The sequence below is a fragment of the Streptomyces sp. NBC_00259 genome, from assembly GCF_036181745.1.
Lineage (GTDB): Bacteria > Actinomycetota > Actinomycetes > Streptomycetales > Streptomycetaceae > Streptomyces > Streptomyces pratisoli.
The window spans coordinates 3,389,427-3,408,995 of record NZ_CP108080.1; the positions used below are offsets into that span (position 1 = coordinate 3,389,427).

Genomic DNA, 19,569 nt, shown 5'->3' on the forward strand with positions numbered 1-19,569 from the left:
CTGTGTGTTCAGCGGGCGTGGGCCTCGGCCCGCGTCCGCAGTTCCGTCTTCAGGACCTTCCCGCTCGCGTTCCGCGGCAGCTCCGTCACGAACTCCACCGACCTCGGCACCTTGTAGTTCGCCATCTCCCGCCGCGACCAGGCGATGAGATCGTCCGCCGTCAGCGTCGATCCGGCTCGGCGGACCGCGTAGGCCCTGCCGACCTCGCCCAGCCGGCCGTCCGGGACGCCGATCACCGCGACGTCGGCGATGTCCGGGTGCAGCCCGAGGAGTTGCTCGATCTCCGCCGGGTACGCGTTGAAGCCGCCGACGATGAACATGTCCTTGATCCGGTCGGTGATCCGCAGATTGCCCGCGTCGTCGAGGACACCCACGTCGCCCGTCCGCAGCCAGCCCTCCGCGTCGAGGACCTTCGCCGTCTCCTCCGGGTCCTCGAAGTAGCCCCGCATGACGTTGTGACCGCGGACCAGGACCTCACCGGGCTCGCCCGCGGCGGCGAGGACGCGGACCTCGGTGCCGGGGATGGCGCGGCCTGAGGTCGAGGCGATCGTCCCGGGGGCGTCGCCGCGGCGGCACATCGTGACGATGCCGGACGCCTCCGAGAGTCCGTACGCCGTGAGGACCGTGGCGATGCGCAGTTCGCCACGCAGGCGTTCGACCAGGCGCAACGGCACCACCGCGGCGCCGGTGACGACCAGCCGCAGCGCGGACAGGTCATGGGTGTCGCGCCCCGGGTGGTCCAGCAGGGACTGGTGCAGCGTCGGCGGGCCCGGCAGGACCGAGATGCGTTCGGACGCGATGTTCGCCAGCACCGTGTCCACGTTGAACACCGGCTGCGGCACCATCGTCGCGCCGCGCATCAGGCACGCGATGATGCCGGCCTTGTAGCCGAAGGTGTGGAAGAACGGGTTCACGATCAGATAGCGGTCGCCCTCGCGCAGACCGGCCAGTTCGGACCAGATCGCGTAGCAGCGCAGCGTCTGCGCGTGGGTGATCACCGCGCCCTTCGGCGCGCCCGTCGTGCCCGAGGTGAAGATGATGTCCGAGGGGGCCGAGGAGGCCACCGCGTCCGCACGGGCCCGTACCGTCGTCGCCGGCACCCCGTCGCCGCCCGCCAGGAAGTCCTTCCACGTCCGGTAGTCCTCCGGCGCGCTGTCCGCCAGCACCACCACCTGTTCCAGGTGCGGGAGGTCGACCTCGGCGCGGCGCAGCGACGCCACGTACGACGTCCCCAGGAACGTGCCGGTGATGAACAGCAGCTTCGCGCGGGAGCGTTCGAGGACGTACGCCGCCTCCGTGCCCTTGAAGCGGGTGTTCAGCGGGACGAGCACCGCGCCCGCGGACACCGCCCCGAGCGCGGAGACGATCCACTCCAGGGTGTTCGGCGCCCATACGCCGACCCGGTCACCGGGCTCGACGCCCGCCGCGATACAGGCGGCGGCCGCGCGCTCCACGCGCTCCCCCAGCTCCGCGTACGAGACGCGGGTGCGGCCCTCGACGACGGCCTCACGTTCCCCGTACCGTTCCGCGGCGCTCCGTACCAGCCTCGGGATGGAGCCCCACTCAAGGTCGCCGCGCATCGCCCGTCCTCCCGTCGCAGTAGCTGACTGTCCGTCAGATTAGCTGTACCCTCGCCCGCATGGCGAGCCTCAAGGACGCAACCGCGATAGCCGGGATCGGACAGACCCCCTTCGCGAAACACCTCCCCGAATCCGAGAAGACCCTGGCCTGCCGTGCCATCCTCGCCGCACTCGACGACGCGGGACTGAGCCCCGCGGAGGTCGACGGTTTCGCCTCGTACACGATGGAGGAGACCGACGAGGTGGAGGTGGCCAAGGCGATCGGCGCGGGCGACGTCACCTTCTTCAGCAAGGTCGGCTACGGCGGCGGCGGATCGTGCGCGACCGTCGCCCACCTCGCCGCCGCCGTCGCGACCGGGCAGGCGAACGTCGGCGTCGCCTGGCGCTCACGCAAACGCGGCTCCGGGCCGCGGCCCTGGAAGAACACCGCCGTACAGCTGCCCACCCCCGGCCAGTGGACCCGCCCCTTCGGACTGCTGCGGCCGGCCGACGAGATCGGCATGCTCGCCCGGCGCTACATGCACGAGTACGGCGCCACCCGCGACCACCTCTTCAACGTCGCCCTCGCCTGCCGCAACCGCGCCAACCAGAATCCCGCCGCGATCATGTACGACCGTCCGCTGACCCGCGAGATGTACATGACCGCACGCTGGATCAGCGAGCCCCTGTGCCTCTTCGACAACTGCCTGGAGACGGACGGGGCCCTGGCCTGCGTCATCGTCGGCGCCGAGCGCGCCCGCGACTGCCGGCACCGGCCCGTGTACGTGCACTCCGTCGGGCAGGGCCTGCCCTCCCAGCACCACGGCATGGTCAACTACTGGAACGACGACCCGCTCACCGGCCCCGCCTGGACCGCCGCCCGACACCTGTGGAAGCGGGCCGACTTCGGGCCGCAGGACGTCGACGTCGCCCAGATCTACGACGCGTTCACCCCGCTCGTCCCCCTGTCCCTGGAGGGCTACGGCTTCTGCGGGCGCGGCGAGGGCGGCGCGTTCACGGAGGGCGGCGCACTGGAGATCGGCGGCCGGCTGCCGATCAACACCGGCGGCGGCGGGCTCAGCGAGGCGTACGTCCACGGCTTCAACCTCATCACCGAGGGCGTGAAGCAGCTACGCGGCACCTCCACCGCACAGGTGCCGGACGCCGCGACCTGTCTGGTCACGGCGGGCGAGGGAGTCCCGACGTCGGCCGTGCTTATGAGGAGTTGAGATGACAGATGACAGACTTTGACATCGGCTATCTGACACCCGTCATCGACGATGACGGTGCGCCCTTCTGGGAGTACGCCGCCCAGGGCCAGCTCCGCATCCAGGCCTGCGGCTCCTGCGGCGAGCTGCGCTTCCCGCCGCGGCCCTGCTGCCCGCACTGCCGGTCCTTCGACAGCGAGTGGCGCCGGATGAGCGGCCGCGGCCGGATCTGGTCCTATGTGCGGCCGCATCCGCCGCTGCTGCCCTTCTACGCCGAGCAGGCACCGTACAACGCGGTCGTCGTCGAACTCGCGGACGCCCCGCACATCCGGCTCGTCGGGAACGTCGTGGCCGCGCCGGACGCCGCGCTGAACTCGGTCGACCCGGCGCGGCTGCGCATCGGGGCGGCGGTGAGGGTGGCGTTCACCGAGCAGGGCGGCGGTGTGACCGTGCCGCGCTGGCTGCTGGAGCGGTGATGGGCGCTCCCGGGGTCCGCGTCGAGCGGGACAAGGAGACCGGCGTCGCCGTCGTCACCCTCGACCGGCCCGCCAGGCACAATGCCATCGACCTCGCCACGTCCGCGGAACTGACGGCCGTCTGGCGGGAGTTCCGTTTCGACGAGACCGTACGGGCCGTGGTCGTGACGGGCGCCGGGGAGAAGGCGTTCTGCACCGGCATCGACCGGTCCGTGGAAGTGCCGCAGCCGGCGTCGCCCTACTCGGTCGACGATCCGCTGATCGCGATCGGGCCGAAGGCGAACGACCTGTGGAAACCGGTGATCGCGGCGGTGCGCGGGCTCGCGTGCGGCGGCGCGTTCTATCTGCTGGGTGAGGCGGAGTTCCTGATCGCGGCCGAGGACGCGGTCTTCTTCGATCCGCACACCACGTACGGCATGGTCAGCGCGTACGAGTCGGTGTACATGGCGATGCGGATGCCGTTCGGGGAGGCGGCCCGGATGGCGCTGATGGGCACCGCCGAGCGGGTCTCGGCCCGGCGCGCGTACGAGACCGGGCTGGTCAGTGAAGTGACCCCGCCCGGTGAGGAGGTGGCGGCGGCGGTGCGGTGTGCCGCCGTCATCGCCGCGTATCCGACGGAGGCGGTGCAGGGGACGGTCCGGGCGGTCTGGGCGGCGAAGGAGGCGGTGCGCTCGCAGGCGCTGGCGCACGCGCCGCAGCTCGTCGCGCTCGGCAATCTGCCGCCGGAGCGGCAGGCGGAGCTGTTCTCCGCCCGCGGGAGCGGGTTCCGGATGCGGTGAGTGGCCGTTCTCAGGCGCCGGGTCCGGCGGCCAGGAACCGGTGGAGGGAGGCCGTCATGGCGGCGACGAAGGTGTCTCGGGTCCGGTCGTCGACGTGGTCCAGGGACAGGTAGGGGTTGAGGTCCTCCAGCTCGACCAGGAGCAGGTCGCCGTCCTGGGTGCGGCAGGCGTCGACGCGCTGGATGCCGTGGTCGAGGGTGTTCCAGTCGATGAAGCGCCGGGCGAAGTCGAGGTCGGCTCCGGTGGGTTCGTAGGGCTGGAGGACCCAGCGGCGCTCGGGGTCGGGGGCATGGAGGGCGTACTGGAAGGTGTCGTCGACGTAGTAGAAGGACACCTCGTAGCGGAAGTCGATGCGCGGCTGGACCAGGATGTCGCCGTAGTCGAGGCCGGCGAGCCGGTCGTGGGGCAGGAAGGTCAGTCCTATGGAGTCGGCACCGGCCTTGGGCTTGACGGCGTAGAGGCCGGTGTCGGGCAGCCGGCCGAGGTCCTGGGGCCGGTCGACGGTGGGGATGACCGGGTATCCGGCTGCGGTGAGGTCCAGCAGGTACTGCTTGCCGGCCATGTCGCCCCGGCCGGTCAGGGGGTTGTAGACGCGGGTGCCGTGTGCGGTCGCCTGTGCGCGGAAGGCGTCGTACTCCTTCTGGTAGTGCAGTACGGGTCCGCTGTTGCGGACGACGACGGCGTCGAAGCGGTCCATGAGCGCCGTGGCGTCGAGCGGGTGGCACAGGGCGATGTCGAAGTCCGTGCGGAGCCGGGAGGTCAGGAGGATGTCCTCGTCGCAGTAGCGCCGTCCTCGGGCCGGGTAGGCGAGGTCGGTCACGTACAGAACGCTGGGGCGGGCGGGCACGGTGCATCTCCTCCGTCGGCGGCCACCACGGTAAGCGAGCCTGCGAGGGTGCGGTCCTCCGGGGTCCGCCGCGGTCCTCCGGGGCCTTGAGGGTCCCTCGCCGTCCCCCTTCGCGAATCTTGATGTACGCGCGACAATTCAACGGTCGCGAAGCCGCACCCGCGGGCGTAGCGTCATGGTCCGGAGAGGAGGCCGGCGATGGTCCGCAATGTCATCGGCTCGGTCCTGGCTCTCGCCGGAGCGGCGGCCGCCGTATGGAGCCCCTTCCGTGCCTGGTACGACGGCCGCCCCGGCGGCGACTACCGGATCCAGGACCTGTTCGGCGGCATCACCGACGCCCAGACGGAGATCACGACGTCGATCCTGTTGCCGTTCGCCTTCGCGGCGCTGGTGACGCTGATCGGCGTGGTGCTGCGTTCGCGGGTGCTGGTGGCGCTGGCCGGGCTGGTCGTCCTCGGCTTCACGATCCTGTGGATGGTGCGGCAGGGGCAGGCGGCGGGGAGCCTCACGGTCGGTGGGGAAGGCCCCGTGCTCGGGGACGGGGTGGCGGCGGCGCTGGGTGGTGGGCTGCTTCTGCTGCTGGGTGCTCTGGTGATGGCCGGGCGCTCGCCGAGGGTGGAGGGGTTCGAGGAGGAGCGGGACTGGGACGAGTCCGGGTATCCGCCCGCGGCGGACGAGCCGTACGGGTGGGCGCCGGGGCCGGGTGACACTCAGCCCCTGCCGACGTATCCCCCGCAACCGACACAGCCGTATCCGTCACAGCCGACGCAGCCGTATCCCTCGCAGCCGTATCCGTCACAGCCGACGCAGTCGGGGTATCCGGTGGATCCGGCCGGCCCTTCGACGCCGCGACGGCCGCGGCCGGACCCGTACGGGGCGGGCCCCGGCCAGGACCCGTTCCGTGAGGACGGTCCTCCGCGCTAGTCGCGCGCGAGCGGCCCGCCGCTCGAACGGCGGAGCAGCGGGGATGCGGGGATCCGCCCCGGGCGAGGCTGCCCTCGTGCCGGTCCGGCACCCGGCGGTCCGGTGCCCGCTGGCCTAGCGGCCCGCGCCCGCCCTGCCCGTCGCCGTGCCCTTCGCCGCGTCGAGTGCGTACACGCAGCGGTCCTTGGAGCAGGCGTAGACGACGCCGCCTCTCGCGACCGGGGAGCCGGTGATCTCGCCGCCGGTGGCGAGCTTCCAGCGGAGCTGGCCGCCGTTCGCGTCCAGGGTGTAGAGCACGTGGTCGGCGGAGCCGAAGTGGACGCGGCCGTCGGCGACGACGGGGGTGCCGATGACCTCGCCGCCCGCGGCGAAGCGCCACTTGGGCGTGCCGGTGACCGCGTCCAGGGTGTAGAGCGCGCTGCCGCTGCCGACGTGGACGCTGCCGTCGGCGACGAGGACGGGCTCGACGGACTGGCGGGACTCGGTGGCGATGCGCCAGCGGTCCTTCCCGGTCGTGGAGTCGAGGGCGTACACCGTGCCGAGGTAGTCGGCGAGGTAGATCCCGCCGCCGGTCACGGCGGGCCCGGGGGCGTAGGCGGGCGGGGAGAGGAAGACCGCGGGCGCTTCGAAGTGCCAGCGCACCTGGCCGTTCATGGTGTCGACGCAGAGCACACGGGTTCCGGCCGCGATGTACGTGCAGCCGTCGGGGGCGTGGGTGACGCGGACGGGTACGCCGCCGCAGGAGGCCGCGTCGCCGACGGGGTAGGACCAGCGTTCCGTGCCGGTGCGGGCGTCGAGGGCCTGGAGCCGGGCGTTGCGCCAGGCGTAGACGGTGTCGTCGTGCAGCGCGGGCCCGGCTTCGGGTGTTTCGAAGTCGGTCTGGGCGCCGTTGACCTCCCAGAGTTTCTCGCCGTTGGAGGCCTCCCAGCCCTGGATGCCGCCGCCGCGGGTGGCGGTGACGACGGTGCCGCGGGCGGCTTTGAGGGAGTACACCCAGGCGTCGGTCTGCAGTCGCCACCGTTCGGTGCCGTCGGTGGCGTCGAGGGCGTAGAGGGTGGGGCCGTCGGAGCCGTGGATGCGGCCGCCGGTGACGGTCATCGCCCAGGCCACGTCGCGTGTCTTGAACTGGCGGCGGCCGCTGGCCACATCGAGGGCGTGGACCTCGAAGGAGGTGACGTAGAGCAGGTCGCCGTCCACGACGGGGGTGCCCCAGACGTCGTTGGACATCCGGAACCGCCAGGGCCGCCAGCGTGCGGGGCCCGCGTCGTCCGGGGCTGCGGCGGGTGCGGGGACGGGCGGGGCGGCCGTGGGGGCGGTCATGGCGCTGGTGGCGACCTCGCCTCCGGGCGGGCGGATCCAGCCGGTGGCGGGTCCGGCGTCCACGGCGACGGCGCTGCGGGCGTCGGCGCGGGGGCCGGGGCCGATGGGGACCTTGCTGCCGGGGAGTTGCACGGGTCCGGCGCCGTGGTCCGCGGGGGCGGCGGGCCGGGGGCCGTGCTGCCCGGTGTCGCGGGGTGCGGCGTGGGCGCCGTGCCGGCCGCCGTCCCGGTCGCCGCGGGCGGGGGCGTGCTGTGGCTTGGGCGGGGTGGCGGGTGCCTGGGGCCGGCGTCCGCCGGCGGGGCCGCCGCTCGCGTTCGGCAGGCGCCCGCCGCGTCGTGTCTCGATCAGTGACACGGCACGGCCGGGGAGCCATGCGGAGGCCGTGCCGCTGTCGTCGCTGCCGGAGGAGAACAGATGGGGGGCGAGCTGTGCCTGCAGGTCCTCGGGGGTGGGGCGCCGCCCGGCGTCCATCTGCATGCAGGATTCGATCAGCGGCCGCAGCTCGTCGGGCAGGCCGGCCAGGTCGGGGCCTTCGCGGAGCAGCATGAAGACCGTTTCGACGGGGTTGGCGCCGTGGAAGGGCGCGTGTCCGGTCGCGGCGAAGACCAGGGTGGAGCCGAGTGAGAAGACGTCGCTCGCGCCGGTCACGCTGCGCGAGTCGCGGGCCTGTTCGGGCGACATGTAGGCGGGGGTGCCGACGGCGACGTTGGTCATGGTCAGCCGGGTGTTGGAGACGCCGGAGGCGATACCGAAGTCGATCACGCGCGGGCCGTCCTCGACGACGAGGACGTTCGACGGCTTCAGGTCCCGGTGGACGAGGCCCGCGCCGTGGATGGACTGGAGGGCCTCGGCGATGCCGGCCGCCAGCCAGCGGACGGCCTGGGCGGGCATCGGCCCGCATTCGTTCACTATTTCTTCGAGCGAGGGGGCGGGGACGTACGCGGTGGCGAGCCACGGCACGGCCGCGCGCGGGTCGGCGTCCACGACGGCCGCGGTGTAGAAGCCGGAGACCGCGCGTGCCGCCTCCACCTCGCGGGTGAAGCGGACGCGGAACAGCTGGTCCTCGGCGAGCTCGGTGCGCACCGTCTTGATCGCCACGCGCCGGCCGGACGCCGACCGTGCGAGATAGACCAGCCCCATGCCGCCGGCGCCGAGCCGTCCCAGCACCTCGAAGGGGCCGATCCGCCTCGGGTCGTGCTGCGTCAGCTGCTCCACTTCGCCTGCCACCTCCCCGTACGGGCCATGTAGGTACGGCCCCGTCGACCCTGATTGTTCCTGCCGGAGGGCAGGGTTGCGAACCCGGGGCGGTATCGGGGTGTCCCGGGCTATTTTGACGTGCTGCTCAGGTGTCGGTGGTGGTGGAGGGGGCGGAAGTGGTGTCCGGCTCGGCGAGGACGGCGAAGGCGGCGCCCTGGTTGTCGGTGAGGACGGCCATGCGGCCGTACGGGATGTCGAAGGGGGGTGCCGTGACGCGGCCGCCGAGGCGGGTGACGGTTTCGACGGTGGTGTCGCAGTCCTCGACGGAGAAGTAGACGAGGAAATGGCCGGGCATTTCCGCCGGGAACGCGTCGGTGATCACGCTGCGTCCGCCGATCGCGGTGTCCTCCCCGGGCTCCGTTCCGGCGGGTGACCACATCAGGTAGTCGACGGTGTCGTCGGGCAGCGGGGTGCCCTGGAAGCCGAAGACCTCCGTGTAGAAGCGGTCGACGGCCTCCTTGTCCCGTGTGTAGACCTCGGTCCAGCAGAACGAGCCGGGGCTGCCCTGGAGCTCGAATCCGGGCTGCTCGCCCGGCTGCCAGAGGCCGAAGACGGCGCCGCCGGGGTCGGCGGCGAGCACCGTCGTGCCGGCGCGGCCGACGGGCGTCGGGGCGGTGATCACTTGTCCGCCGGCGTTTCTGATCTTGCCGGCGGTGGCGGTGGCGTCGGCCGTGGAGAAGTAGACGCCCCAGGTCGTGGGCATGCGGCCGTCGCTTTTGGGGGCCAGGACGGCGACGAGTTTCCCGTCGAGGAGTGCGGGGGTGGGGTGTGCGTGGTGGCCGTACCGCTCGGCAGGCTTCCCGGCGGCTTCCGCGTCGGTCTCCTTGCCGTACGTCCAGCCGAACAGTTCGCCGTAGAAACGCTTGCCCGCTTCAAGATCGGGCAGCTGGGCGTCCACCCAGCAGGGCGCGCCCTCCGTGAATGCGGCCATGGTCCGACCCCTTCCTCGACGCGGAGTCGGCATGGCGCGGGGCTCTGGACGGTGCAGATCCGCGGCGCAGACTCCTCAACACAGAGTGTGACGTCAGCCACAGTCAAACCGACTGTGGCATGCGCCGCACGCAGAGGGGGGCCGTTCGTTGAGTTGTCCACCGAAATTATCCACAGGCTGTTGATAACACTATTGGCCCACGCGGGGGGCGCGGTGGGCGCACCCCATTTGCAGTCGGCCGAATCGCGCGCCGATCACCCCTCGGTAAGCTGACGGCATGACAGGACAAGTACGCACCGTCGACGGCCGGGTTGCCGGCAGACGCGGCCAGGCGACGCGGCAGAAGCTGCTCGACTGCCTCAGCGAGATGCTCAGCTCCTCGCCGTACCGGGACGTCAAGGTCATCGACGTGGCCCGGAAAGCGGGGACTTCGCCCGCGACCTTCTACCAGTACTTCCCGGACGTCGAGGGCGCGGTCCTCGAGGTCGCGGAGGAAATGGCCACGGAGGGCGCGGCGTTGACCGAGCTCGTGTCCGGCCGTTCCTGGGTCGGCAAGGCGGGCTGGCAGACCTCGGAGCAGCTCGTCGAGGGCTTCCTCGACTTCTGGCGCAAGCACGACGCGATCCTGCGTGTGGTCGACCTCGGCGCGGCCGAGGGCGACAAGCGCTTCTACAAGATCCGCATGAAGATCCTGAACTCGGTGACCAACTCCCTTACGGACGCGGTGAAGGACCTGCAGTCCAAGGGCAAGGTCGACAAGGACGTGAGCCCGGCGGCGATGGCGGGCTCGCTGGTCGCGATGCTGGCGTCGGTGGCGTCGCACCAGAAGGGCTTCCAGACCTGGGGCGTCAAGCAGGCCGAACTGAAGCCGAATCTGGCGCTCCTGGTGCATCTGGGCATCACGGGCAAGAAGCCGACGAAGTAGCGGGCGGCCGTATGCGATGACGGGCGCGCCCGCGCCAAGTCCTGTCACAGGCACGCCCGTTCCGTCCCGCTGCCGACCGCGTTCCCGGCCGTTCCCCGGATCAGCCGGTACGCGTACGTCCTGCGGCTCCGCCGCCCGCCGGGTCGGCCCCCGACCGCCGGCGCCGGGTCAGGCGGAAGACCCGTATCTCCCGCTCCACCCTCGCCTGGTACGTCGCGTACGGCGGCCAGAACGTCAGCAGGGTCCGCCACACCGCCGCGCGTTCCTCTCCCGTCAGCAGGTCCGCCCGGACGGGGATGTCCTCGCCCTTCCAGCTGACCTCCGCCTCGGGGTGCTTCAGCAGGTTGCCGGTCCAGGCCGGGTGGCCCGGGCGGCCGAAGTTGGAGCCGACCAGGATCCAGGTACCGGCGTTCTCCTCCGGCATGCAGGCCAGCGGTGTGCGCCGCGGCAGGCCGGAGCTCGCACCCCGTGCGGTGAGGACGACGCCGGGCAGCATCTGGGCGCTCAGCAGCACTTTTCCACGGGTGAGCCGGTGGACGGCCCGGTCCATGGCCGGGATGACGTGCGGGGCGATCTTCGCGAAGGTACGGGTCGAGGACACCTTCTGGACCATGCGGAACCCGGGTCGCATCAGACACCGACCGCCTTTCGGGTTCCCGCCGCGGGGACGAACAGCCCCGCCGTCTCCGCGGCGCGGGCCCTCAGCCGGTGGACCGGCCCGAAGAGCAGTTCGTCGGAGGCGGCCCGCTTGAAGTAGAGATGCGCCTCGTGCTCCCAGGTGAAGCCGATGCCGCCGTGCAGCTGGATCGCCTCGCCGGTGACGATCCGGAGCGCCTCCAGGCACTGGGCGAGGGCGAGCCCGCCGGCGCCCGGGTCCCAGGCCGCGTAGTAGGCCGCGGACCTGGCCGACTGGACGCGTGCGTACAGGTCGGCGAGCCGGTGCTTGACCGCCTGGAAGGAGCCGATGGCCCGGCCGAACTGCTCGCGTTCCTTGACGTAGGCGACCGTGCGGTCCAGGGCGGCCTCCGCCGCCCCGGCGGCCTCCGCCGCGAGCAGCGTGGCCGCGGTGCGTCCGGTCGCGGCGAGCGCGGCGGCGACGTCCGCGTGCGGGTCGTCGCCGAGCAACTCGGCCCGGGTGTCGCGGAGTTCGACGCGAGCCTGCGGCCGGGTCTCGTCGAGCGCGGTCCAGCGGGTGCGCCGCAGCCCCCGCGCGGTGTCGGCGCGGACGAGGAAGAGCAGGGTGCGGCCGCGTGCGAAGCCTCCGGCGTGCGCGGCGACGAGCAGCAGCCCGGCACTGTGCCCGTCCAGGACCTGTGCGGCTTCCCCGTACAGCAGCCAGCCGCCCTCCCCGTCGGGCCTGGCCTGGACGCCGCCGGCCCGGCCGCCACCGGCCCACGCGCCGTCCGCGTTGTCGCCGGTGAGGGCGAGCGCGGTGGCGATGCCGCCGCCGGGGACGGCGAGCGTCGCGGTGAGCGCACCGCGGGCGATCGCCGGCAGCAGCGTGGTGCGCTGCCGTTCGCTCCCGAGCGCCGTGATCAGCGACGCCGCGAGCCCGGCCGTCGCGAACAGCGGCAGCGGTACGAGGGCCCGCCCCACCTCCTCACAGGCGAGGGCCAGCTCCACGGTGCCGCAGCCGACGCCTCCGTACGCCTCGTCGAGCGCGAGCCCCGGCAGCCCGAGCCCGTCGGCGAGCCGCGCCCACAGTCCGGCGTCGTACCCGGGTCCTGCCGCATGGCCGCCTGGGCCGGGAGGCCCCGGCGGCACACCCCGGGAGAGGGCCGTGTGCAGTGTGCGGCGGATCTCGGACTGCTCCGTCGTGAAGGCGGCGTCCATCGGCGGCTCCCCTCGGCGTCTGACGGGCCGTCATGATAGGGACGGAGCCCCCAGAAGCCCAGAGCCGGGCGCACGGGAAGCAGAGGTGCCGGAACCGGAGACCGGGACCGGAGGTGCCGGAACCGGAGACCGGGACCGGAGTTGCCGGAACCGGAGACCGGACCGGAGCCCGGACCGTCAGCAGACCTCGCCCGGCCTCGCGGCGACCGCCTTCAGCAGGTCCCGTACGAGATCGAAGTCGATCCGCTCGGTACGGCGGAAGCGCAGGCAGCCCTTGCCCATCTCCTGGCCGGCGAGCCGCTCCTCGAAGCCCTCCCGGACGTCCGGACGCATCAGATAGAAGGAGATGTACTGCTTCTGGTTGGCGAAGGCGATCTCGGGCTCACCGCCGGGGCGGCGGTACGCGGGCATGCCGTACGCCATGAGTTCCTCGTGGCCGCCGAGCTCGGTCCGGCACAGTTCACGGATGCGGACGAGCGCGGTCAGCCGGTCGGGATCGGCCACCTCCGCGAGGTAACCGTCGACGTCTTCGGCATGGGACTGGACCATGCGACGAGCGTACCGCCGGCCCCATAGATCTGATGTACCGTCAGATTCATGCCCATCAGTCAGCGCAGCCCTCGCGCCCCCCGCAAGGTCGCCGTCGTCGGCATATCCCTCTCGGACTGCGGCCGCGTCGACGGCCCGACCCCGTACGCCCTGCACGCCCAGGCCGCCCGCCGCGCCCTCGCCGACTCGGGGCTCGGCCGGGACATGGTCGACGGTTTCGCCTCGGCCGGGCTCGGCACCCTCGCGCCGGCCGAGGTGGCCGAGTATCTCGGCCTGAGGCCCCGCTGGGTGGATTCCACCTCAGTCGGCGGCGCCACCTGGGAGGTCATGGCCGCGCACGCCGCGGACGCCATCGCCGCAGGTCACGCCAATGCCGTACTCCTCGTCTACGGGTCCACGGCCCGCGCCGACATCCGCGCGGGACGCCGCACCTCCAACCTCTCCTTCGGCGCCCGCGGGCCGCTGCAGTTCGAGGCCCCGTACGGGCACACGCTGATCGCCAAGTACGCGATGGCCGCCCGCCGCCACATGCACGAGTACGGCACGACGCTGGAGCAGCTCGCCGAGGTCGCCGTCCAGGCGCGGGCGAACGCCGCGCACAACCCCGACGCGATGTTCCGCGAGCCGATCACCGTGGACGACGTGCTGGCCGGCCCGGTGATCGCCGATCCGTTCACCAAGCTGCACTGCTGTATCCGCAGCGACGGCGGCTGCGCGGTGCTGCTGGCGGCGGAGGAGTACGTACCGGACACGGCGAAGGCGCCGGTGTGGGTGCTCGGCGCCGGCGAGAACGTCTCGCACACGACGATGTCGGAATGGGAGGACTTCACGGTCTCGCCCGCCGCGGTCAGCGGACGGCTCGCCTTCGAGCGGGCCGGGGTGCGGCCGGCGGACGTCGACGTCGCCGAGATCTACGACGCCTTCACCTACATGACGCTCGTGACGCTGGAGGACCTCGGCTTCTGCGCGAAGGGCGAGGGCGGGGCGTTCGTCGAGAAGGGCCGGCTGCGGCTGGACGGCGAGCTGCCCGTGAACACCGACGGCGGCGGGCTCTCGGCCTGCCATCCCGGGATGCGAGGGCTGTTCCTGCTGGTCGAGGCCGTACGGCAGCTGCGCGGCGAGGCGGGCGGCCATCAGGTACGGCGCCCGGACGGCAGCCTTCCGGAGCTGGCCGTCGCCTCGGGCACGGGCGGCTGGTTCTGCTCCGCGGGAACGGTGGTGCTGGGCCGCTGAGCCGGTCCGGACGGCGCGCCGGGGGCCGGCCCGGGGCCGGGTCCGTCCGTCGCCGCAGGTCAGGACACGCCTGCGCGCGTCCGCGTTCGCCCGGGGCGGTCGGTGCGGCACAGTGGGGTGGAGTTCATGCGACCCGCAAGCCTGTCGACCGCACGAATCGGCGCGAAGGAGACTCCGGTGGCCCTGACCCTCGAAGAGCGCGAACAGTTCCTGGCACAGCCGCATGTGGCGGCGTTCTCGGTGGACGGTGGAGAGGGCCGCGGGCCGCTCACCGTGCCGATCTGGTACCAGTACGAGGCGGGCGGCGAGGTCTGGATCCTGACCGGGCGGGACTCGCGCAAGCACCGGCGTGTCGACGCGGCGGGGCGCTTCTCGCTGCTGGTCGACCGGATCGAACCCACCATCCGCTACGTCTCCGTCGAGGGCCCGGTGACCAGGACGGCGCCCGGGACGCCCGCTCTGCTCCGGGAGATGTCGGCCCGCTACCTGCCGGCGGAGAAGGTCGACGGCTACGTCGAGTTCGCCGCGAAGAACCACGGCGAGCAGGTCGTGATCCATATGCGCCCGGAGAGGTGGGTGTCGGCGGACCTGGGCCAGGTGTGAAGATCGGGGCATGACGCACGAGCACGGCAGCACCGGCCCCAGCTCCAGCACCGGCACCGGCACCGGCACCGGCACCGGCACCGGCACCGGCATCAGCTCCGGCTCCGGCTCCGGCACCAGCTCCGGCCAGGACTTCCACAGTCTCCTCAGGTCGCTGCGGGTGTGGGACACCGAACTGCCCGCGTTCGACCCCGCGGACGCGCCCGGCGACCCGCTGCCGCTCTTCCACCGCTGGTTCGTCGAGGCCGCGGCCGCCGGCCAGCCCGAGCCGCACACCATGACCCTCGCCACCGTCGACGAGGACGGCCGTCCGGACGTCCGGACGCTGATGCTGCACGACGCCGACGAGCGCGGCTGGCACTTCGCCTCCCACTCGACGAGCGCGAAGGGCCGCCAACTCGCCGCCCGCCCCGACGCGGCGCTCGGCTTCTACTGGCCCGCGCAGGGGCGGCAGATCCGCGTCCGCGGACGGGTCGTCCCGGGTACGGCGGACGAGGCGTACGCCGATCTGCACGCGCGCTCGACGGGTGCACTGGCAGCGGCCCTGGTCGGGCGACAGAGCGAACCACTCGTCGCTTACGAGGAGTTGGAGCGGGCGAGCGAGGCGGCCTGGGAACGGGCGGCGGCCGAGCCGGACGCGACGTCGGGCACCTGGACGGTGTACGTGCTCGAACCGTCCGAGGTGGAGTTCTTCCAGGGCGAGGCACGTCGGCGCCACGTACGCCTGCGCTACCTGCACGAAGGGAAGGGCTGGGCACGGGAATTGCTCTGGCCGTAGTCCGAACGACCGGACCGGCCCCGCCGCCTGAGCAGCTCCGCTGCCGGACCGGCTCCCCCTGCCAGGCGGGCCCCCGGATGTCGTGACGCCCCCACTGCCGTGACACCCCCGGACGGAAAAACGGCCCCTCCCGGCCTACATCCGGGGGACCATTTCCTCACGCCGGTTCGTACGCCTGCGGTCGGACGCACCTTGCCCCGTTGATGGATTCGCCGAACTCCGCTGCGCGAGAGGGTGGATGGGAACCATCCAACCCCCCTCACGAGGACCGGCATTCACTGTGCGTAGAAGTCGAATAGCACCCGTCCTGGCCGTCAGCGCCCTCGCGACCCTCATACCCGCGCTCACGCCCGCAACAGCATCCGCGGCCCCGGCGGCGCCCGCCGCGGCCGCCGACCCCATGAAGCAGTACACGCAGCAGAAGCCCCGATGGCAGCGCTGCGACGCCCAGGGTCCCGCCGCGCACCAGTGCGCGATGATCAAGGTGCCGCTGGACTACGGGCGCCCCGGCGGCAAGAAGATCGAGATCGCGATCTCGCGGATGAAGGCGAGCAGTTCGTCGGAACGCCGCGGCGCTCTGCTGCTCAACCCCGGCGGCCCGGGCGGTGAGGGCCTCGGCATGCCACCGCTGATGGCGCTGGAGCTGCCCGCGGCCGTGACGAAACAGTACGACCTCGTCGGGTTCGATCCGCGAGGTGTCGGCCAGAGCTCCCCGGTCAGCTGCGGACTGAAGGACGACGAACGGAACTGGGAACGGCCCTACAAGGCCGCGACGTTCGCCAAGGACGTGGCGTGGGCCCGTACGGTGGCCGAGAAGTGCCGGGCCAAGGGCGGTGACGCGCTGCTGCACTTCACCACCCGCAACACCGCTCGCGACATGGACGTCGTCCGCGCCGTGCTGGGCGAGAAGAAGATCTCCTACCTGGGCTACTCGTACGGCACCTACCTCGGCGCCGTCTACACGCAGATGTTCCCCCAGCGCGCCGACCGGTTCGTGCTGGACAGCGCCGTCGACCCGCAACGGATCTGGCGGGGCATGATCCAGGTGTGGGCGGAGGGGGCCGAGCCCGCGTTCACGCACTGGAGCGAATGGACCGCGAAGCGGCACGCACAGTACAAGCTCGGTGACACCCCGGCCAAGGTCCGCAAGACCTTCTGGGACCTGGTCGCCCAGGCCGACCGCAAGCCCATCGACGTGGACGGGACGCCCATGACCGGCGACGACATCCGCGCCGGGCGGGCGATCTTCTTCGACGCGGACGTCGCCGCCCAGCAGGTCGCCGATCTGAAGAAGGCGGCCGCGGGCAAGAAGCCCGCGCCGACCCGCGAGCGCGGCTCCTCGCCGAGTCCCGTCCCGCCGTCGTTCGCCCGCGCCGTGCCCTCGGACAACGGGGACGCGAGCTTCTGGGCCGTGGTGTGCGCCGACACCCGCTCCTGGCCGCGCGATCCCGAGCAGTACCGCCGTGACGCCGTCCGCGACAAGGCCAAGTACCCGCTGTACGGCGACTTCGCGTCCAACATCAAACCGTGTGCGTTCTGGAAGAACGGCCCCGAGCAGGCCACCACGATCGACAACAAGGTCGGCGCGCTCGTCCTGCAGAACGAGTGGGACTCCCAGACGCCGCTGACCAGCGGTCAGGGCCTGCGCCGGGCCATGAAGGGCTCCCGGATGGTCACGGTCCTCGGCGGCGAGGGCCATGGCATCTACGGCTCCAAGTCCTGCGCCGACAAGACCGCCACGGCCTACCTGACCACGGGCAAGCTCCCCGCGAAGGACCTGACCTGCCGCACCCCGGCCGGCCAGCGCAAGGACCGGCTGCAGCTTCCGCTGCCGACGCCTCCGGGAATCCCGGGGCTGCCCGGAACCCGCGACCGCTTCTGACGCGGCACCTCCGTCCGGTCGAACACCGTGGGGCCTTCCGGTACGGGAGGCCCCACGTCACGTCACGTCACGTCCGCGGCACGGCACCGGCACCGGCACCGGCACCGGCACCGGCCACCGTCGCGGACTCCGGGTCCGGCGCTCAGCCCCGGCGCGCGCCCCGCACCGCGCGGTCCCGCCAACCGCAGTAGACGGCGGCCGGATCGGTCCAGTACCGCCACGGCAGCGCGTCGACGTACCCGTCGACGAACCGGAACTGCTCCAGCGCCGCGTCGTACCGGCCCTGCCGGGTCAGGAAGTACGCCAGGAGATGCCGCACCTCGGCCGTGTTCGGATGGTCGGGCCGGGCCGCCGCCACGTCCACCAGTACGGCGTCGACCATGCCCACCAGGTCCGGCGTGCGGAAGTCGGCGGGCTTCGCGTCGCTGTCGCGGTGCTCGTACCAGGCGATCAGCGGTATGGCGGTGAGCAGGCTGCCCGGGGGCGCCGACGCGGCGGCCTCGCGGGCGAAGGACGTGGCCAGTTCCTCCGAGCCGCGCCACTTCCTGCACCAGAACTGGAGCGCCGCGTAGTGCGCGCCGTAGTGGTGCGGGTCGCGGACGGTGATCTCCTTCCAGATCCGCCGCATGTCCTCGTGGGAGTGGCCGAGACCGAGCCCGGTCCAGATCTCGGCGACGTACGGCGTCGGGTCGTCCGGGTTCAGCTCCGCGGCCCGCGCGTTCTCCTGCGGGGCGCGGGCGAGCGTCGCGTGAAAGCCCGCGAACTGCTCCCTGCTGGTGTCCTTCGCCCAGGCGCCGCCCCTGAAGTGCCAGGCCAGGCTGACCGTCGCCCTCGCCCGTACCACCGCCAGGTCAGGGTCGTCCGGACCGGCCGCGGCCTCCCACACGTCCAGCAGACCGCCCGGAACGGCCGACTTGTGCGAGCCGAACGCGTCGGCGTAGTGGGATCGGCGCTCCCAGTCCCGCTGCTCCCGGGTGGCGGCCATCAGCCGCGCCGCCTCCTCCCACCGGCCTCGCCCGGCGGCGGCCCGGGCCCGCTCCAACTCCGGTTCGGGAGCCGACCGAAGGGTGTTCTGCCGGGACTCCGGAAGCAGTCCGAGCCGCTCGGCCTTCCGGGACGACCCCAGCCGTCCGGAGGGGGAAGGGCCCATGATGCGGCGGTAGAAGCCCATGGCGATCGCGATCGCGATCCCGATGACGACGATGCGGGCGATGTCCACGGTCACGCACCGCCCTTGCCAGCGGCGGCGCCGGCCGTGACGGACTCGACCGGCGCCGACGGCGCGAAGGCGAGAGGGGTCGGGGCGACCCACGGAAGGAGCTTCACAAGGACCTCGGTGATCAGTGGCAGCCGGTGGCCGGCTGCGCGGTGTCGGAGCTGAACGGTGGCCGCCGCACCCCGCTGCGGGCGCGACGTGGCACCCGGACACCGCGTTTGGGCGCGGTGGAGCGCATCGGGCGCGCGGCGGCGTGCGGTTTCACGCACAGAAGTACGCAACGGGCGGAATCCCCCGAAGGCCGGAAAAGGTTCACGAACAAAGGTGTTGGGGGGAATCGGAGTATCACCCGCGCACGCCTTGTATCGCAAGCGCGTTCCCCTGTCACCCGGCACGGGCGAGCGGGGCCGGGGCCGGTGCGGTCAGTCCTCGGCGGTCACGAGGTCGGCGACGACGGCGGCGTGGTCGGAGGGCCAGACGCCCTCCACCGGTCCGAAGCCCGCCCGCCGGACGGAGCGCACATGCCCGAGCCCACCGGGTCCGGGCGGGCCGACGTGGATGTAGTCGATACGGACGCTCGGCCCGAAGCCGGACAGGTACGGATTGGCCGTGTCCCAGGTCGCGGACGGGGCCGACGGGTCCGCGTACTCCCAGGCATCGAGGAACACCTGCCCCGCGACGGCGGGCGCGGTCCTGAGTCCGCCGAGCAGCCGGATCTCGTCGGAATCCGGCCAGGCGTTGAAGTCCCCCGTGATCACCGCCGGATGAGGACTGTCGCCCCGGTGCCGGGCGACGAAACCGACCAGTTCGCGGACCTGTGCACAGCGCACGGCCGAGGCGTCGGGGTCCGACGTCAGATGCGTGGTGAAGAACGGCACGGGCGGGCCGCCGGGCACGTCCAGCCGGGTGTGGAGCACGAGGCGGCCGTCCTCGTACCTCGTGGCCGGCGGCAGCCGCAGGACCTCGCGGCCGGCGATCGGCCACCGGCTGAGCACGGCGTTGCCGAAGTCGACGTCCGGCTCACCGTTCCTCCGCTGCCAGCGCTGCGGGGCGTCGGAGGCCGCCCACGTCCAGTGCAGCCCCAGCTCCTCGGCGAGCCACTGCGCCAGGTTCTCGTCGCCCTTCGCCCACACTTCTTGGAGGCCGACGACATCGGGCCGCAGCTCGCGCAGGACGGCCAGGATCGCTTGGCGCCGCTTCTCCCAGGGCCCGAAGCGCCACCACACGTTCCACGTCACTACGCGCATGG

General features: G+C 72.4%; 18 protein-coding genes. 9 read left to right on the plus strand and 9 right to left on the minus strand.

The window, feature by feature from the left end; all coding sequences use genetic code 11:
* Window positions 1-8: 8 nt before the first annotated feature.
* Window positions 9-1,580 (minus strand): FadD3 family acyl-CoA ligase, encoded by a 1,572-nt coding sequence (locus OG766_RS15030; protein WP_328725542.1) that lies wholly within the window; start codon window positions 1,578-1,580, stop codon window positions 9-11.
* Window positions 1,581-1,639: 59 nt separating this feature from the next.
* On the opposite strand from OG766_RS15030, the gene OG766_RS15035 reads away from it, so the two are divergent.
* From OG766_RS15035 to OG766_RS15045, 3 genes are read left to right on the plus strand one after another with little or no spacing between them, the layout of a single operon-like run.
* Window positions 1,640-2,788, plus strand: a complete 1,149-nt coding sequence (locus OG766_RS15035; protein ID WP_328725543.1) for a lipid-transfer protein — start codon at window positions 1,640-1,642, stop codon at window positions 2,786-2,788.
* Between the two features lie 8 nt (window positions 2,789-2,796).
* Entirely contained in the window at window positions 2,797-3,243 is a 447-nt protein-coding gene (locus OG766_RS15040) for a Zn-ribbon domain-containing OB-fold protein (RefSeq protein ID WP_328725544.1), read from the plus strand.
* Window positions 3,243-4,022: an enoyl-CoA hydratase/isomerase family protein gene (locus OG766_RS15045; protein WP_328725545.1), complete on the plus strand. Its 780-nt coding sequence runs from the start codon at window positions 3,243-3,245 to the stop codon at window positions 4,020-4,022. Before OG766_RS15040 ends, OG766_RS15045 begins: the two co-directional genes overlap by 1 nt.
* A gap of 10 nt (window positions 4,023-4,032) precedes the next feature.
* On the opposite strand, the gene OG766_RS15050 is transcribed toward OG766_RS15045, so the two are convergent.
* Entirely contained in the window at window positions 4,033-4,869 is an 837-nt protein-coding gene (locus OG766_RS15050) for a hypothetical protein (protein WP_328725546.1), read from the minus strand.
* A gap of 198 nt (window positions 4,870-5,067) precedes the next feature.
* On the opposite strand from OG766_RS15050, the gene OG766_RS15055 reads away from it, so the two are divergent.
* On the plus strand, window positions 5,068-5,793 hold the full coding sequence (locus OG766_RS15055) for a hypothetical protein (RefSeq protein ID WP_328725547.1): 726 nt from the start codon (window positions 5,068-5,070) through the stop codon (window positions 5,791-5,793).
* 114 nt (window positions 5,794-5,907) lie between these two features.
* Here the strand turns inward: OG766_RS15055 and OG766_RS15060 are convergent, their stop codons facing one another.
* Both OG766_RS15060 and OG766_RS15065 read right to left on the minus strand, forming a co-directional pair.
* Window positions 5,908-8,328, minus strand: coding sequence for an outer membrane protein assembly factor BamB family protein (locus tag OG766_RS15060; protein WP_328725548.1), 2,421 nt, complete (start codon window positions 8,326-8,328; stop codon window positions 5,908-5,910).
* A 127-nt stretch (window positions 8,329-8,455) separates the two neighbouring features.
* Entirely contained in the window at window positions 8,456-9,301 is an 846-nt protein-coding gene (locus tag OG766_RS15065) for a VOC family protein (protein ID WP_328725549.1), read from the minus strand.
* 277 nt (window positions 9,302-9,578) lie between these two features.
* On the opposite strand from OG766_RS15065, the gene OG766_RS15070 reads away from it, so the two are divergent.
* The gene (locus OG766_RS15070; protein WP_266379154.1) at window positions 9,579-10,226 is read left to right on the plus strand and encodes a TetR family transcriptional regulator; all 648 of its coding nucleotides are present in this window, start codon (window positions 9,579-9,581) and stop codon (window positions 10,224-10,226) included.
* Window positions 10,227-10,326: 100 nt separating this feature from the next.
* Here the strand turns inward: OG766_RS15070 and OG766_RS15075 are convergent, their stop codons facing one another.
* From OG766_RS15075 to OG766_RS15085, 3 genes are all read right to left on the minus strand, one after another.
* The gene (locus OG766_RS15075; protein WP_266379157.1) at window positions 10,327-10,857 is read right to left on the minus strand and encodes a nitroreductase/quinone reductase family protein; all 531 of its coding nucleotides are present in this window, start codon (window positions 10,855-10,857) and stop codon (window positions 10,327-10,329) included.
* Window positions 10,857-12,059, minus strand: coding sequence for an acyl-CoA dehydrogenase family protein (locus OG766_RS15080; RefSeq protein ID WP_328725550.1), 1,203 nt, complete (start codon window positions 12,057-12,059; stop codon window positions 10,857-10,859). Before OG766_RS15080 ends, OG766_RS15075 begins: the two co-directional genes overlap by 1 nt.
* A gap of 177 nt (window positions 12,060-12,236) precedes the next feature.
* Window positions 12,237-12,608: an iron chaperone gene (locus OG766_RS15085; protein WP_328725551.1), complete on the minus strand. Its 372-nt coding sequence runs from the start codon at window positions 12,606-12,608 to the stop codon at window positions 12,237-12,239.
* A 48-nt stretch (window positions 12,609-12,656) separates the two neighbouring features.
* On the opposite strand from OG766_RS15085, the gene OG766_RS15090 reads away from it, so the two are divergent.
* The 4 genes from OG766_RS15090 to OG766_RS15105 all read left to right on the plus strand — a co-directional run bounded on the left by OG766_RS15090 (window position 12,657) and on the right by OG766_RS15105 (window position 17,104).
* Window positions 12,657-13,841: a thiolase C-terminal domain-containing protein gene (locus tag OG766_RS15090; RefSeq protein WP_328725552.1), complete on the plus strand. Its 1,185-nt coding sequence runs from the start codon at window positions 12,657-12,659 to the stop codon at window positions 13,839-13,841.
* Between the two features lie 177 nt (window positions 13,842-14,018).
* Window positions 14,019-14,444, plus strand: coding sequence for a pyridoxamine 5'-phosphate oxidase family protein (locus tag OG766_RS15095; RefSeq protein ID WP_328727479.1), 426 nt, complete (start codon window positions 14,019-14,021; stop codon window positions 14,442-14,444).
* Window positions 14,445-14,454: 10 nt separating this feature from the next.
* On the plus strand, window positions 14,455-15,222 hold the full coding sequence (locus tag OG766_RS15100; RefSeq protein ID WP_328725553.1) for a pyridoxine/pyridoxamine 5'-phosphate oxidase: 768 nt from the start codon (window positions 14,455-14,457) through the stop codon (window positions 15,220-15,222).
* Window positions 15,223-15,502: 280 nt separating this feature from the next.
* Window positions 15,503-17,104: an alpha/beta hydrolase gene (locus tag OG766_RS15105; protein ID WP_328725554.1), complete on the plus strand. Its 1,602-nt coding sequence runs from the start codon at window positions 15,503-15,505 to the stop codon at window positions 17,102-17,104.
* A 142-nt stretch (window positions 17,105-17,246) separates the two neighbouring features.
* Here the strand turns inward: OG766_RS15105 and OG766_RS15110 are convergent, their stop codons facing one another.
* Entirely contained in the window at window positions 17,247-18,329 is a 1,083-nt protein-coding gene (locus OG766_RS15110; protein WP_328725555.1) for a hypothetical protein, read from the minus strand.
* 413 nt (window positions 18,330-18,742) lie between these two features.
* Complete coding sequence (locus tag OG766_RS15115; RefSeq protein WP_266379179.1) at window positions 18,743-19,567, minus strand: endonuclease/exonuclease/phosphatase family protein; 825 nt, start codon at window positions 19,565-19,567, stop codon at window positions 18,743-18,745.
* Window positions 19,568-19,569: the final 2 nt, after the last annotated feature.

Coding starts and splice junctions, on each gene's coding strand:
- OG766_RS15030 (WP_328725542.1), bottom strand. CDS start 1,580: ATGCGCGGCGACCTTGAGTGGGGCTCCATCCCGAGGCTGGTACGGAGC.
- OG766_RS15035 (WP_328725543.1), top strand. CDS start 1,640: ATGGCGAGCCTCAAGGACGCAACCGCGATAGCCGGGATCGGACAGACC.
- OG766_RS15040 (WP_328725544.1), top strand. CDS start 2,797: ATGACAGACTTTGACATCGGCTATCTGACACCCGTCATCGACGATGAC.
- OG766_RS15045 (WP_328725545.1), top strand. CDS start 3,243: ATGGGCGCTCCCGGGGTCCGCGTCGAGCGGGACAAGGAGACCGGCGTC.
- OG766_RS15055 (WP_328725547.1), top strand. CDS start 5,068: ATGGTCCGCAATGTCATCGGCTCGGTCCTGGCTCTCGCCGGAGCGGCG.
- OG766_RS15065 (WP_328725549.1), bottom strand. CDS start 9,301: ATGGCCGCATTCACGGAGGGCGCGCCCTGCTGGGTGGACGCCCAGCTG.
- OG766_RS15070 (WP_266379154.1), top strand. CDS start 9,579: ATGACAGGACAAGTACGCACCGTCGACGGCCGGGTTGCCGGCAGACGC.
- OG766_RS15075 (WP_266379157.1), bottom strand. CDS start 10,857: ATGCGACCCGGGTTCCGCATGGTCCAGAAGGTGTCCTCGACCCGTACC.
- OG766_RS15080 (WP_328725550.1), bottom strand. CDS start 12,059: ATGGACGCCGCCTTCACGACGGAGCAGTCCGAGATCCGCCGCACACTG.
- OG766_RS15085 (WP_328725551.1), bottom strand. CDS start 12,608: ATGGTCCAGTCCCATGCCGAAGACGTCGACGGTTACCTCGCGGAGGTG.
- OG766_RS15090 (WP_328725552.1), top strand. CDS start 12,657: ATGCCCATCAGTCAGCGCAGCCCTCGCGCCCCCCGCAAGGTCGCCGTC.
- OG766_RS15100 (WP_328725553.1), top strand. CDS start 14,455: ATGACGCACGAGCACGGCAGCACCGGCCCCAGCTCCAGCACCGGCACC.
- OG766_RS15115 (WP_266379179.1), bottom strand. CDS start 19,567: ATGCGCGTAGTGACGTGGAACGTGTGGTGGCGCTTCGGGCCCTGGGAG.